Genomic DNA, 14,210 nt, shown 5'->3' with positions numbered 1-14,210 from the left:
CGTGAAGTTGGGGATGTCGGCCCTGGCCATGGCGGCCACGCTGGCATGCGGCGGGGCGCGAGCCGACGAGGCCGCCGCGAAGAAGTGGGTGGACAACGAGTTCCAGCCGTCGTCGCTGGCCAAGGACAAGCAGATGGCCGAGATGAAGTGGTTCATCGACGCCGCCGCCAAGCTCAAGGCCAAGGGTGTGACGCAGATCAATGTGGTGTCGGAGACCATCACCACGCATGAATACGAGTCCAAGACGCTGGCCAAGGCGTTCGAGGAAATCACCGGCATCAAGGTCAACCACGACCTGATCCAGGAAGGCGACGTGGTGGAGAAGCTCCAGACGTCGATGCAGTCCGGCAAGTCGATCTACGACGGCTGGATCTCCGATTCGGACCTGATCGGCACCCACTACCGTTATGGCGCGATCCTGCCGCTGACCGACTATATGAACGGCGCCGGCAAGGAATTCACCAATCCCGGCCTCGACGTGAAGGACTTCATCGGCACCAAGTTCACCACGGCGCCGGACGGCAAGCTGTACCAGCTGCCCGACCAGCAGTTCGCCAATCTGTACTGGTTCCGCGCCGACTGGTTCGCCCGCAAGGACCTGCAGGACAAGTTCAAGGCCAAGTACGGCTATGACCTCGGCGTGCCGACCAACTGGTCGGCCTACGAGGACATCGCCAACTTCTTCACCAACGATGTGAAGGAGCTGGACGGCAAGAAGGTCTACGGCCACATGGACTACGGCAAGAAGGACCCCTCGCTCGGCTGGCGCTTCACGGACGCCTGGCTGTCGATGGCCGGCACCGCCGACAAGGGCCTGCCCAACGGCATACCGGTGGACGAGTGGGGCATCCGCGTGGCGGAGGACAAGTGCACGCCGGTAGGCGCCTCGGTCTCACGCGGCGGCGCCACCAACAGCCCGGCGGCGGTCTACGCGCTGACCAAGTACATCGAATGGATGAAGAAGTTCTCCCCGCAGCAGGCCATGGGCATGACCTTCTCCGAAGCCGGCCCTGTGCCCGCGCAGGGCCAGATCGCCCAGCAGATCTTCTGGTACACGGCCTTCACGGCGGACATGACCAAGAAGGGCCTGCCGGTGGTGAATGCCGATGGCTCGCCCAAGTGGCGCATGGCGCCGTCGCCATATGGGCCGTACTGGAAGCAGGGCATGCAGAACGGCTACCAGGACGTGGGCTCCTGGACCTTCTTCAAGAACACCGACCCCAACCGCCTGGCGGGCGCGTGGCTCTACGCCCAGTTCGTGACGGCCAAGTCGGTCTCGCTGAAGAAGTCGCTGATGGGCCTGACCTTTATCCGCGAGAGCGACATCAACACCGACTACCTGACCAAGAACGCGGCCAAGTACGGCGGCCTGATCGAGTTCTATCGCAGCCCGGCCCGCGTGGCCTGGACGCCGACCGGTACCAACGTGCCCGACTACCCGAAGCTGGCCCAGCTCTGGTGGAAGAACGTGGCTACGGCGGTGACGGGCGAGAAGACCCCGCAGGCGGCCATGGACAACCTGGCCGAGGAGATGGATCAGGTGATGGCGCGGCTCCAGCGCGCCGGCATGACCAACTGTGCGCCCAAGCTGAACCCCAAGAGCGACCCGGCCAAGTGGCTGAGCACCGAGCACGCGCCTTGGAAGAAGCTGGACAACGAGAAGCCGAAGGGCGAGACCATCGCCTATGACAAGCTGCTCCAGGCGTGGAAGGAAGGCCGCGTGCGGTGATGCACCGGTGAGTCGGTAGGGGGGAGGGACGGTGGCGCCAGCGGTTGGGGCGCCACCGTTCCGTTTCAGGTTCCGGACATCGCGCCGGCGGGGGCGGTTGGGGCACCAACCGGCGCGCAATTCGGCGCGGCATGGCGGGCCTTGCCGTGGCGCTTGGCCTCGTAGAGCGCCATGTCGGCCCGCATGAACAACTCGCTGACCGACGAGCCGGTATCCGGTCGATGGATGGCGCTGCCCACGCTGGCCGTGGAGACGAGCGTCAGGCCATCCACGGGGAAGGGCCGCAGCGCGGCCTGCACCACGGTCTGGGCAATCCGTTCCACGGTGGCCGGGTTCGATACGTTGTCCAGGATGATGGCGAACTCGTCGCCGCCGATGCGGGCCACCGCGTCGCCCTTGCGCACGCAGGTGGCGAGCCGTTCGGCGAAGGACACCAGCAGGCGGTCGCCCACCGGGTGGCCGTAGGTGTCGTTCACCGCCTTGAAGTCGTCCAGGTCCACCAGCAGCAGCGCCGCGCGGTGGCCGCCGGCATCGGCGCGGGCCATGGTCTCGTTGAGCCGGCGATCGAAGCCCTTGCGGTTGAGCAGGCCGGTCAGGTGGTCGGACAGGGTCTGTGCCTCCAGCGAGCGCAGCTTCTGGCGCTCCCCGGTCACGTCGCGCGCGAACATGTGCAGGCCGGACACCGTGTCTTGGGCGTCGTTCCACGCCGGCTGGTAGGTGACCTCCCACGCCAGCCCATCGGCCGACTCGCGGGTAAAGGTGGTCACGCGTCCGGCGCGGGCCTCTTCAAGATAGGGCGCATTCGCCACATATTCCGGCGTGCCCCACAGCTCACGCAGCGACAGCCCGGCCACCTGATCGGCAGGGAGGCCGAAGTGGCGCGCGTAGGCCTGGTTCACGAAGGCGAAGCGTTCGTTGACGTCGATGAAGGCGACGAAGTCCGGCACATGGTTGGCAATCGCCTCGATCCGCTTCTCGCTGGCGGCGGCACGGTCCTTGGCGGCCTTCAGCGCGGCCTCTCGCTCGGAAAGCTGGTGCAGCACCTCGGCGAATGAGCCGGCCAGTTCGCCGATCTCGTCGTCGCGCCGCACCGGCAGGTCCGAGACGGCGGCGGGCTGCATCGCCAGTTGGCGCACCGTGCGGTGCAGGTGCTCGAGCGGGGCAAGCAGGCGGCGAATCACCAGCCACATCAGCGCGGCGGTAATCAGCAGGGAAAAGAAGCCGATCACGACCGTGCGCTGGCGGACGTCGATCAGCGGGGCATAGGCTTCCTCCGCCGGAAGCACCGCTACCACCTCCCAGCCATTCGACGACAGCAGGTAGCGCGACACGATGGGCTGAGTGGGCCAGAAGACTTCCCAGTCGGACTCGGCCTGCTCGGCGCCGCACATTTCGCCGAGGGCATGGGCCGGCGCCAGCACGCGGTCCGCCTCGGGGTGCAGCGCGTAGCGCGGATTGGCGCCGGCGGAGACCAGGCAGTAGTAGCCGGTCACGCCCACGCGGCTGTGCGCCAGTTCGCGCAGGAAGTTGTTGGCCGACAGGTTCAGCACGCCGCCCACCACGGCGCGCAGCTTGCCGTCCGTATCGCGCATCGGCACGGCGAGGATGACGCCCGGCGCGGCAGAGTGCTTGCCCTGCAGCAGGTCCGACACGGCGAACGAGGCGCCACGTTCGATGGCGCGGAAATAGTCGCGCTCGCCCACGGTCATCTTTACGCCTTCCGGCACGGCGGTGCTGAACGAGAGCGTGCCGTCCGGGCGGGCCAGGAACACGGCGTTGAAGCTCTCGGGCATATCGACAGCGTCGGTAGCCAGGGCCGACTGCTGGCGCGGGGTCTCGTCCAGATGGGGCGCAAGTGTGCGCGCGAGGCGGCGCAGTACCACCTCACGGGATTCGAGTTTTTCGTCGAGTTGGCCGGCGACCAGTTTGACCAGTGTGTCCTGCTGCGCCTGAAGCAGCGTCTTCAGGCTTTCATAGGCATAGAACTGGGCGTAGCAAGCGCGCGTCACGAGAATGACCGTGACCACGCCGGCTGCGGCGATCGCCATCCGGTACTTCAAGGAGTGCCGCATGAATCTCTTCTTGGTATTTGCACTGAACCCGTTTTATCGGCTGCCGGGCTTTGATCCACAACCCCCGCCCCTTGGCTGGCAACCGATTCGTAGCGTAGCAGACCGCAGGGCCGCGCCGGACGGCCTTTTCGGCAATCTGGTGCGGCATGCCACACGAGGTGGCGCATGCGCCGCGTGGGTCGTGCCGATGCAACAGGCGATGGTGGACCGGGGTGCGCGTTGTTGCGTTAAGGGCAGTCGGCGAGGGTGTCCGCCAGCCAGTCGATCACGGGCCGGAAGCGGGAGGCGCCCCGGAATTCGGCAGGGTAGGCGAGCCAGACCTCGCGTATCACCTCGGGCACCTCGCGCACCAGTTGCAACGCCGGATCGTCGTGGGCCAGGAAGTGGGGCAGCAGGGCGATGCCGAGCCCGGCGCGCACGGCGGCGCGCACCCCAAGCAGGCTGTTGGACTGGAACGAGAACGGCCGGCCGAGGGACTGCGGCCACGCCACTTCGGGGAGCGTGAAGCCTTCGTCGAGCAGGCCGCATAGCGGCGCGTCGTCGGCCACCGGCCCGCGTGCGGAGGCATAGAGCCCGAAGCGCAGCGTGCCGGCGCGCTGGGCCACCAGTTCGCCCTCGTGCGGGCGGTTCAGCCGCACGGCGATATGGGCGCGGCGCCGGGCGAGGCTGGTGACGCGGTTGTCCACCTCGAGCCGGACTTCCATATCGGGGTTCTGCGCGTAGAGCGACGGCAGCCGGGGCGTCAGGAAGTCGCTGCCGAGCGCCGCCGTGGTCGCCACACGGACCACGCCAGACACCCCCGCGCTCGCGCCTTCCATCTCGCGCAGCAGGCGGTCGGCCGATTGCTCCATTTGCCGCGCCGCCGTCAGCGCATTGCGGCCCACGCTGGTCAGCACGAAGGTGCCGTCGGTGCGCGTGGCCACGGGTTTGCCGAGCGCCGCCTCCAGCCGGCGGATGCGTCGGATCGCCGTGGCGTGGGTAATGTCCAGTTCCCGCGCGCAGGCCGAATAGCTGCCGGCCCGGATCAGCGTGGAGAGCGTGAGCAGGTCGTCCCAGGAGATTGTGCTTTTTTGCACAGTGAGTGTGAGTTCGTGGCGAATTGGCGCACAGCATAGCCTGCCCTACGCTGCGTGCATACCCAACCAGGAGAACCGCCCCATGTCCGCGCCCTTCACGCTGCTCGACGCCGCCGGTGCCAGCCGCACCCCTGCCGCCTGGGAAGCCGCCGTGCTGGTCCTGATCGACCATCAGCGCGAATACATCGATGGCAAGCTGCCGCTGACCGGCATGCCCGAGGCCGTGGCGGCCTGCGCCGACCTGCTGGCGCGCGCCCGTGCCCACGGCACGCCGGTGATCCATGTGGTGCATCACGGCAAGGCCGGCGGCGCGTTCGACCCGGCCGGCCCGTATGCCGCGATCATCGAGGGGCTCCAGCCCGCGCCTGGCGAGGAAACCGTGGTCAAGCAGCTGCCGAACAGCTTCGCCGGCACCGAGCTGGACGCCCGGCTGGCCGCGCTGGGTAAAAAGGAACTGATCGTGGCCGGCTTCCAGACCCATATGTGCGTCAGCGCCACCGTGCGGTCGGCGCTCGACCATGGCTACCGCGTCACGCTGGTGGCCAGCGCCTGCGCCACGCGGGATTTGCCCGATCCGCTCGGCGGGGAGCCGCTGGCAGCTGCCGAACTGCACCGGGTTACGCTGGCGGCGCTGAATGACCGGTTCGCCACGGTGGTGCCGGACGCCTCGGTCTGGCAATAGGGGGGAGCCGGGCTGGGCGAACTGGCCCTGTGACGCCCCGGGCGCGTAGGGGGTGTGGATGGCAGGTCCGACCGCGGCCCGCCCGGGCGGCTCAGGCATACTAGCGCCTTCGCGCCCCGGGCCCCATCGCCCGCGCGCCCATCCGCTGCCCCCGATTTCATGAAGCGAATCCTGCTGATCAAGATCACCTCGCTCGGTGACATGGTGCATACGCTGCCGCTGGTGTCCGACCTGCGCCGCGCCTATCCCGACGCCGCCATCGACTGGGTGGCCGACGCCTCGTGCGCGGACATTCCGCGCTGGGCCATCGGCGTAGACCGGGTGATTGCGCCGCCGCTGCGGCAGTTCAAGAAGAACGGCAAGAAGTGGAAGGACCTGCGCGGCATCCTGCGCGCCGTGCGTGAGTTGCGCCGCGAGAAGTACGACGTCGTGGTGGACGTGCATGGCGTCTACAAGAGCGCGATCGTCGCCCGGCTGGCCCGCTCGCCGCGCCGCTTCGGCTACGCCGCCGAATTCCTGGGGGAGGCGAAGGCCGAATTCGCCTACACCGACATTTTCGGCCCGCATGGCAACGCCACCTGCCGCGAAAAGATGCGGCTGGTGACGGCCAACGCGTTGGGCTACACCTATCCCGAAGCCGAGACCAACGCGCTGCGCATACCGGCCCCGGCCACCCCGCTGAACACGGACGGCGTGCCGCGCGCGATGCTGTTCCATGCCACCTCCGCCGAAATCAAGAAATGGCCGCAGGCCCATTGGATTGCGGTGGGCCAGTCGCTGGCGGCGCGCGGGTTCCGCGTGCAGCTGCCGTGGGGCTCGGAGAAGGAGCACGAGGAGTCCCGCGCGCTGGCCGCCGCGATTCCGGACGCCGAGGTGCTGCCGCGCATGTCGATCACCGAGGTGGCGCAGCGTCTGGACGCCGCCGCGCTGGTCGTCGGCATGGACACCGGCTTTGTCCATCTGGCCGACGCGCTCGGCAAGCCCACGGTGATGATCTTCACGGCCACTTCGTGCGAGCACTTCGGCGTGCAGAAGCCGGGCCAGTCGGTGTCGATCGGCGACCAGGGCAAGCCGCCCTCGGTGGAGGCCGTGCTGGCCGCCATCGACTCCGTGGCGCCCAAGCTGCCGGGTCAGGCGGGTCAGGCGGGTCAGTCGGGTCCGTCGCATCAGGCCGCCGGCAACGTGTCCGCGTAGGACCAGTACTCGAACTGGACGATCGTGGCGTTGCCATGGGTCGTCACCACATCCAGCATGCAGGGCCGCCGCCGGATCGCCATCCGGGCCAGGTAGCGCGCCGCGCCGGGCACACCGGGCGGCGGCTGGATGCGGTCCCCGTGGCGCATGGCCAGCCGCAGGATATGCACCGGCACGAAGCGGTGCGCATCGTTCATCGTGGTGTGCGCGGCGGCCGTGAACAGCAGCGGTGCGGCCGCCAGCCCGGAAAAGCGCTTGCGCAGCAGGGCCAGCGTGGTCGGGGCCATGGCCGAGCCGATGCCGGGCAGCGCCAGCGCGGTCAGGCCGCGCACATTGGCCGCCCACAGGCCGCCCACCACCAGCATGGGGTCGCGCTTCTCCACCGGCACCGTGTCCCGCAGCCCCTCCCAGATCGCCGTCATGTCGCCGTTCAGGTCGTACAACTGATAGCAGCCGCCAAAGCTGCGCTGGTAGCCGATGATGCAGTCAAGATCCTCGTCGAACACGGGGCGCGCGTCGCGCGGAATACGGGGCGGCCGGATCTCGAACAGGCCGGCGGACACGGCGTAGTGGCCGGTCCACGTCAGCGTCCGGCCGGAGACGGCCTGCAGGGTGATTTCATCGGGAAGGACATCGAGGGACATGCGCGGCGCTTTGTGGTGGGACGGAACCCCCACGGTAAGCACGGCGCCCGCTGCTGTCTTTGAGACGATTCTGAAAGTGCAAAAGCCCCCGGGCTAATGGACGAAGCCGCCCTTGATGAAGCGGACCGGCTCGGCGTCCATGCGCAGCAGCAGGGCGGTCAGGCCATCGACGGGGGCATCGACCGATGGATCCGGAGACTGGCGCGGTCCCCCGGACGTGCACAGCAGGTCCGATTCGCGCCACGCGGCCTGCCCCGGCGCCCCTCGGGCCCGCAGCCAGCCCTGGCGGTCGCTCAGCAGGGCGGTGCCCGGCAAGGCCGCCGGGGACACGCCGGCAATGCGCGCCATCACCGCCCACGCCTCGGACGCGGCGGCGACGCAGCCGGCCCGGAACTGCGGCACCTCGGCGGGCGCGTGGCCATCCGGCGTCACCAGCAGGGTCAGGAAGCGCGGGTCCTCCATCGGCAGCGCCGCGCGGCTATCCACGGCCACCAGCCGCACCCGCTGCGTCCCGCGCCAGTCGGCCAGCGAGCGGGGCGCCGCGCCTTCGCATTGCACGGGCATGTCCGGCAGGGCCAGCGCCGTGGGCCACGTCCCCTGCAGGCGCGCGCCGGTGCCGGCGGACAGCGCCTTCATATAGTCGATGACGGCCCAGACATCGGCGTCGCTCAGCGTGGCGCCGAACGTGGGCATGGTCGGCTGGCCGTCGCGGCCCCGCATGCCGGCCACGATATGCCAGAACAGTTCGCCATCGGCGCGGCGGCCCAGCAGCGGGCCGGCGAGCGTCGGCGGCCAGCGCGACAGCGACGCCGCCAGCGGCCCCTCGCCCCGGCCATCGTCGCCATGGCAGGCCGCGCAGTGCTGGGTATAGACCCGTTCACCCCGCGCGATGGAGGCCACGGCGAAGCGGGTAGGACTGACGTGGAAGCTGGTGGGGGCGGCGGGGCCGAGGACGAGGTCGGGCGCCGGCCATGGAGCGAGGATCAGGGCGAGCGCGCCGGCGCCGAACGAGGCCAGCCGGCCCCGTCGCCATGCCAGCGCCAACATCAGCGCGAGCAGCGCGAATGCCATCGCCACGAGGCTCCACGCCAGTTGCCGGGCCAGCCCGGGATCGATCAGCAGCGTCTCGCCGGCAATGCGCCGTGCCCACGGCCACGCCGGCTGGCCGTGGCTATCGCCCGTCAGGCCCAGCGCGTGGCAGAGCCGCAGCAGCGCAAGCTGCGCCGCCTGCAGCCCCGCCAGCAGGTTGTTGAGCCAGACCGAAGCACCCATCACCAGCTGGCATCGAGCCCCAGATGGCGCAGCGCTTCATGCCGCAGCGCAGTCAGGCGCGGATCGCCGCGATGGCGCGGGTAGGGCAGGTCCACCACGATCTCCGCCGTGATGCGCGCCGGCCGCTGGCTGAAGACGATCACGCGCTGGGCCAGGAACAGCGCCTCCTCCACATCGTGCGTGACCAGCAGGGCCGAGAACCGCGCGCGCTGCCACAGTTCGACGAGATCGCTCTGCATGGTCAGGCGCGTCAGGGAGTCCAGCTTGCCGAGCGGTTCGTCGAGCACGAGCAGGCGCGGGTCGTTGACCAGCGCGCGGGCCAGCGCCACGCGCTGCGCCATGCCACCGGAGAGCTGGTGCGGAAACGCGCGGTCGAAGGCTTCCAGCCCCACGCGCCGCAGCGCCTCGTCCACGCGATGCCCCTCCTGCCGGGCGATGCCGCGTGCCTGCAGGCCGAGCGCCACGTTGGCGCGCACGCGGCGCCACGGGAAGAGCGTGGGGTCCTGGAAGACCACGATGCGCGACGGATCGGGCTCGGTGATCGGCGTGCCGTCCTGCAGGATCTGGCCGGACGTGGGCGCATCCAGCCCCGCCACCAGCCGCAGCAGCGTGGACTTGCCGCAGCCGCTCGGCCCCAGCAGCGCCACGAACTCGCCGGGCGCCACGCTCAGGTTCACGTTGTCCAATACGGGCAGGCGCTGGCCGGCATCGCCAAAGTCATGGCTGACGTTGCGGATGTCGATGCGGGCCCCGGCGCTGGCCTGGGCCGCCGGTGCTTCCGCCACGGGTTCACGTTCCAGCACGGCTACCATTTCACAGTTCCTTTCTGCCACGAGAGCGCGCGGTCGCGCACGGCGAACAACAGCGTGATGACGCTCGAGAACAGCAGCGCCATCACGATCAGCGCGGCGTACATGTTCACGTACGAAGCCCAGCCCTGCGCCCAGGTGAGGTACCAGCCCAGCCCGGACTTCACGCCCATCATCTCGGCCGTTACCAGCACCGAGAACGACGCGCCCAGCCCCATGAACAGGCCGACGAAGACCTGCGGCAGCGCGGCCGGAATCGCCACGCGCAGCACCAGGAACCAGCCGGAGGCGCCCAGCGTGCGCGCCACGTCGTAATAGCTCTTGTTGACGCTCGCCACGCCGGACCATGTGAGCACCGCCACGGGGAACGCGGTGGCCAGCGCAATCAGGAACACGGCGGCCGAGTAGCTCGACGGGAAGAAGTAGAAGGTCAGCGGCAGCAGGGCGGTGGAGGGCAGCGGACCCAGCACGCGCAGCACCGGGTGCACCCAGTAGCCGATGCGCCGCGACCAGCCAATCGACACGCCGATCAGGAAGCCCGCCACGCCGCCATAGGCCACGCCCAGCCCCAGCAGGCGGATGGTGTTGAGGACACTGTCGCCCAGGCGGCGCCAGTCATCCACATAGACCTCGATCAGGGCCTGCGGCGGCGCGAAGAACGGCGTGGGCAGCAGCGCGGCCTTGGCGGTGAGAATTTCCCAGCCGAGGAAGCCGAGCGGCAACGCCACCAGCCACGGCCCGGTGGGGCGCAGGGTGGCCAGCGTGCGGTGCAGCGGGGGGAGGCGCGATCCCGCCAGCGCCAGCCCGGCCAGCGCGGCAGCGACCACCAGCGCGGCGATGCCGAGTTCCTCGGTGTAGGCCCAGTCGGTGAAGCCGGCCACCTTGTTCGGCCAGCGCCAGGTGATGGCGCCGAACGCGGCCCAGGCCAGCGCGGCCAGGAGGCCGGTGGGCCAGAGGCGGCCCGGCCGGGCCACGGCGGCCTGGCGTGGCGCGTTAGCGGCGAGCGAGGCATGCCGGGTGTCGAGCGTGGAGGGACTCGTTGTGGTCATCGCATCATCCCAGTACGTTGGCGTAGACGTGCTGCGCCAGCCGCTTCGCGTCGGTGGACTTCTTCAGCACGCCGATCTTGCGGAAGTCGTCGGCATAGAAGGCGATTTCCTCCTGCAGGTCCACGCCGGTGGGGTGGTGGGTGTAGGTCAGCGTGGCGTAGAGCTTGCGCAGATCGTCCGGGCTGATCTTGGGCGAGTACTTGGCGAAGATCTTCGCGGCCTCGTTCGGGTTCTCGTTGACGAAATCCGTGGCCTGCACGATGGACCGCGCGAGTGCGGCGGCGGCCGGCTTGTCGTTGCGGACCAGATCGCCCCGGGCGCCGACCACGCAGCAGACCTTGCGCGCGTACTCGCCGGTCAGGTTGGTGGCCAGCTCCACGTAGGCGCCGTTGGTGCGTTTCTCCAGCAGGTAGAGATTGGGGTCGCCATCGGCAATCGCCTGGATCTCGCCCTTGTCGACGGCCACGCCGAGCAGGTCGGCCGGGTACTGGCGCCAGGTGATGTCGCGGTCGGGGTCGATGCCATTCTTGGCCAGCAGGATCGTGAAGAAGTGCTTGCCCGGCGCGGCCAGGTCGCTCACGCCCACGGTCTTGCCCTTGAGCGCCTGGAGGTTGGTCACCCCCGCCGCCTTGGCCCCCACCAGCCGCACGCAGCCGCCGTGGGAGCTACCGATGATCTTGACGTCGAAGCCGGCTTCCAGCGGCTTGAGCCAGCGGTGGATCATGCCCACCGCCGCATCCGCCTTGCCGGTGGCAATCGACTCCAGCAGCTGGTCCGTGGAGCCGCTGTAGTTGATCAGATCCACCTGCAGGCCGTTCTTCTCGAAGAAGCCGCGCTCCTGCGCCACCACGATGGGCGTCAGGCAGAACGAATTCTGGTTCCACGCGAAGGTGAGCTTGCGCGGCGCCGACCACGCCTGCCGGCCCAGGATCAGCGCCGGGGCGGCGAGGGCGGCACTGCCGGCCAGCCGCAGCACGCCGCGTCGGCGGGTGTTGGGCTGTGGCAGGTTGGGCGGATTCGATTCGTTGGATTGGCTCATGGTGTGGAAACTCCCCGTTTTCGTTGTTGTTGGGCGCAGGCGCAGGTGGCCTCAGGCGGCCTCAGGCGGCCTTGCGGCTGGCTTCCGCATCGCGGCGTGCCACCAGCTCCCGTACGCGTGGAATCAGCTCGCGGCCGTAGTCGATGGCGTCCTCCAGCGGGTCGAAGCCGCGGATCAGGAAGGTGGTCACGCCGACGTCGTAGTAAGCCAGCAGGGCCTCCGCCACCTGTTCGGGCGTGCCGACCAGCCCGGTGGAGTTGGAGCGGCCGCCGGTCTCGCGGGCGATGGCGGTCCAGAGGCGCTGGTCCACGCGATCGCCCTGTTCGGCGGCGGCCAGCAGGCGGCGCGCGCCTTCGCTCTGCTGCGGGCCGCCCCGGCTGTAGCCGGCCTGCACGCGCAGCGCGCGGGTCCGTTCGAGGATGCTGTCGGCACGCGCCCACGCTTTCTCTTCGGTCTCCGCCAGCACCGGGCGGAACGACACCGAGAAGCGCACCTCGCGCCCGTGCTTGGCGGCTTCCGCCCGCACGCGGGTAGTCAGTTCGCGCACCTGGTCGAGCGATTCGCCCCACAGCGCGTAGACATCGGCATGCTTGCCCGCCACGGTCAGCGCCGCCTCGGACGCGCCGCCGAAGTAGATCGGCACATGCGGTTTCTGGGCCGGCTTGACCTCCGAGAAGCCCTGCGTGAAGCGGTAGAACTCGCCGTCGTGGTCGAACGGCTTGTCCTCGGTCCAGATGCGCCGCAGGATGCCCAGGTACTCGTCCGTGCGCGCGTAGCGCTGGTCGTGATCGAGGAAATCGCCGTCGCGCGCCTGCTCGCTGTCGGAGCCGCCCGAGATGAAGTGCACCCCCAGCCGGCCGCCGCTGAACTGGTCGAGCGTGGCGATCTGGCGCGCCGCCAGCGTCGGCGCCGTGAAACCGGGGCGGTGCGCCAGCATGAAGTGGATGCGCTCGGTCACGGCCGCCGCGTAGGCAATCGTCAGCGTGGCCGACGGGCCGGTGGAGTGGTGCGGCACCAGGACGCGGTCGAACCCGGCCTGCTCATGGGCCTGGGCGAACGCGCGCACATAGTCGCGGTCGATCACGGGGCCCGAGGGCGGATGGATCTCGGACTGCTTCTGGCTCTGGATCATGCCGATGAAATCGACGCTCATGGCGCGGGCCTCCTTGCGGGCGGTGTCAGGAATGACGAGCAAAGTACGCCCGGCGGGCGGTGGCCCCAAACGAATAAAAACGCGGCTCGATATGCGGCAGAAACCGTCGCTCGATATGCGATATGCGTCGTTATCGGCGCGGCGGGCGCGCGGTACGCTATGCGGCACTCATCGCACGATGCTTTCCCGAGATCCCCCATCATGGCTTCGACTTCCCCGCGTACCACCCTGCGCCGCCTGCCTGCGAGCGAGCCCCGGCTGGCCGAGTTGCTGGCGACGCTGACCGCCCGGCTGGCTACCACCGCCGCGCGCCATGACGCAGACGGCAGCTTCCCGCACGCGAACTTCGAGCTGCTGCACGAACATGGCCTGATCGCCCAGGTGGTGCCGCGCGACTACGGCGGTGGTGGGGCGGGGCTGGCGGAGGCACGCCGGATCATCGCGGCCGTGGCGGCCGGCGACCCGGCCACGGCGCTTGTCCTGACCATGACCTATCTCCAGCATCGCGCCATCGGCCGGGCCGATTCGCGCTGGCCCGAGGTGGTGCGCCGCGAGGTCTTCGCCAGCGCGGTGGAAGAGGGCGCGCTGATCAACTCGCTGCGCGTGGAGCCGGAACTCGGCTCGCCGGCGCGCGGCGGCCTGCCGGGCACCGTCGCCACGCGCGTTGGCGACCGCTGGCGCATTCGCGGCCACAAGCTCTACACCACCGGCATTCCGGCGCTGCGCTGGCTGGCCGTGTGGGGCCGCACGCACGAGCCGGAGCCGCGCGTGGGCATCTTCCTGGTGCCGAAGCCATCGGCCGACACGCCGGGCATCCGCGTGGTGGAGAGCTGGAATCACCTCGGCCTGCGCGCGTCCGGCAGCCATGAAACCGTGTTCGAGGACGTGTGGATTCCGCTCGACCATGCGGTGGACATCCGCCGGCCCGAGGCCTGGGCGCCAGCCGGGGCCAGCCAGGCCGACGTGGATGCCAATGCCGACCAGCAGGCGTGGATGGTGGGCCTGCTCGGCACGCTCTACGACGCCGTGGCGCGGGCCGGCTTCGACTGGATCCGCAGCTTCGTGCAGGACCGTGCGCCGGGCAGCCTGGGTGCGCCGCTCGCCACCCTGCCGCGCGTGCAGGAGACCATCGGCGAGATCGCCGCGCTGCTCCGTACCAACCAGGTGTTGCTCGACGATGCCGCCGCGCGGGCCGATGCCGGCACGCCGGCCTCGGCGACGGACAGCGGGCTGCTGAAGTACACCGTCACCGGCAATGCGATCCGGGCGGTGGAGCTGGCGCTGCAGCTGTCGGGCAATCACGGCCTGAGCCGCAACAATCCGCTCGAACGGCACTATCGCGATGTGCTTTGCAGCCGCATCCACACGCCGCAGAACGACGCCATCCTGACCGCCGCCGGCCGCGCCGCGCTGGCCGGTTGACCCATATCGGAACGATGGCTTCGTGCTATGTTTAAGGCCGCTGTTCGAGACAGGGCCGCAGCGATCGTC

Annotated in this window: 12 protein-coding genes; 4 read left to right on the top strand and 8 right to left on the bottom strand. The window is 69.5% G+C overall.

Annotated elements, in window-relative coordinates; genetic code table 11:
* Position 1: 1 nt before the first annotated feature.
* Complete coding sequence (locus BM115_RS01675) at positions 2-1,729, top strand: ABC transporter substrate-binding protein (RefSeq protein WP_092290841.1); 1,728 nt, start codon at positions 2-4, stop codon at positions 1,727-1,729.
* A gap of 65 nt (positions 1,730-1,794) precedes the next feature.
* Here BM115_RS01675 and BM115_RS01670 read toward each other — a convergent pair whose 3' ends face one another.
* Positions 1,795-3,801, bottom strand: coding sequence for a diguanylate cyclase domain-containing protein (locus BM115_RS01670; RefSeq protein ID WP_255370658.1), 2,007 nt, complete (start codon positions 3,799-3,801; stop codon positions 1,795-1,797).
* Positions 3,802-4,028: 227 nt separating this feature from the next.
* Positions 4,029-4,877 (bottom strand): LysR family transcriptional regulator, encoded by an 849-nt coding sequence (locus BM115_RS01665; RefSeq protein ID WP_092289860.1) that lies wholly within the window; start codon positions 4,875-4,877, stop codon positions 4,029-4,031.
* An 82-nt stretch (positions 4,878-4,959) separates the two neighbouring features.
* On the opposite strand from BM115_RS01665, the gene BM115_RS01660 reads away from it, so the two are divergent.
* Together BM115_RS01660 and waaC are read left to right on the top strand one after the other, a co-directional pair.
* Positions 4,960-5,559: a cysteine hydrolase family protein gene (locus BM115_RS01660; RefSeq protein ID WP_092289858.1), complete on the top strand. Its 600-nt coding sequence runs from the start codon at positions 4,960-4,962 to the stop codon at positions 5,557-5,559.
* 159 nt (positions 5,560-5,718) lie between these two features.
* Positions 5,719-6,753: a lipopolysaccharide heptosyltransferase I gene (gene waaC, locus BM115_RS01655; protein ID WP_092289856.1), complete on the top strand. Its 1,035-nt coding sequence runs from the start codon at positions 5,719-5,721 to the stop codon at positions 6,751-6,753.
* Here waaC and BM115_RS01650 read toward each other — a convergent pair.
* The 6 genes from BM115_RS01650 to BM115_RS01625 form a co-directional block, all read right to left on the bottom strand.
* A complete protein-coding gene (locus BM115_RS01650) occupies positions 6,726-7,397 on the bottom strand; it encodes a hypothetical protein (protein WP_255370657.1) in 672 nt (223 codons plus the stop codon). The genes waaC and BM115_RS01650 overlap by 28 nt on opposite strands.
* A gap of 93 nt (positions 7,398-7,490) precedes the next feature.
* Positions 7,491-8,669 (bottom strand): c-type cytochrome, encoded by a 1,179-nt coding sequence (locus BM115_RS01645; RefSeq protein WP_092289854.1) that lies wholly within the window; start codon positions 8,667-8,669, stop codon positions 7,491-7,493.
* Positions 8,669-9,481 (bottom strand): ABC transporter ATP-binding protein, encoded by an 813-nt coding sequence (locus BM115_RS01640; protein WP_092289852.1) that lies wholly within the window; start codon positions 9,479-9,481, stop codon positions 8,669-8,671. Before BM115_RS01640 ends, BM115_RS01645 begins: the two co-directional genes overlap by 1 nt.
* Positions 9,475-10,527 carry an ABC transporter permease gene (locus tag BM115_RS01635; RefSeq protein WP_092289851.1) on the bottom strand — a complete coding sequence of 351 codons (1,053 nt, stop codon included), beginning with the start codon at positions 10,525-10,527 and terminating at the stop codon, positions 9,475-9,477. The genes BM115_RS01640 and BM115_RS01635 overlap by 7 nt, the downstream gene beginning before the upstream one ends.
* A 4-nt stretch (positions 10,528-10,531) precedes the next feature.
* Positions 10,532-11,566 (bottom strand): ABC transporter substrate-binding protein, encoded by a 1,035-nt coding sequence (locus tag BM115_RS01630; RefSeq protein ID WP_092289849.1) that lies wholly within the window; start codon positions 11,564-11,566, stop codon positions 10,532-10,534.
* Between the two features lie 61 nt (positions 11,567-11,627).
* Positions 11,628-12,719 (bottom strand): LLM class flavin-dependent oxidoreductase, encoded by a 1,092-nt coding sequence (locus BM115_RS01625; protein WP_092289847.1) that lies wholly within the window; start codon positions 12,717-12,719, stop codon positions 11,628-11,630.
* A gap of 201 nt (positions 12,720-12,920) precedes the next feature.
* Here BM115_RS01625 and BM115_RS01620 point away from each other — a divergent pair, with 201 nt between their 5' ends.
* Positions 12,921-14,141, top strand: a complete 1,221-nt coding sequence (locus BM115_RS01620; protein ID WP_092289845.1) for an acyl-CoA dehydrogenase family protein — start codon at positions 12,921-12,923, stop codon at positions 14,139-14,141.
* Positions 14,142-14,210: the final 69 nt, after the last annotated feature.

It is taken from the genome of Cupriavidus sp. OV096, from assembly GCF_900115455.1.
Classification (GTDB): domain Bacteria; phylum Pseudomonadota; class Gammaproteobacteria; order Burkholderiales; family Burkholderiaceae; genus Cupriavidus.
The sequence above is the reverse complement of the archived record's forward strand: the minus strand, read 5'-3'. Positions and strand labels throughout refer to the sequence as shown.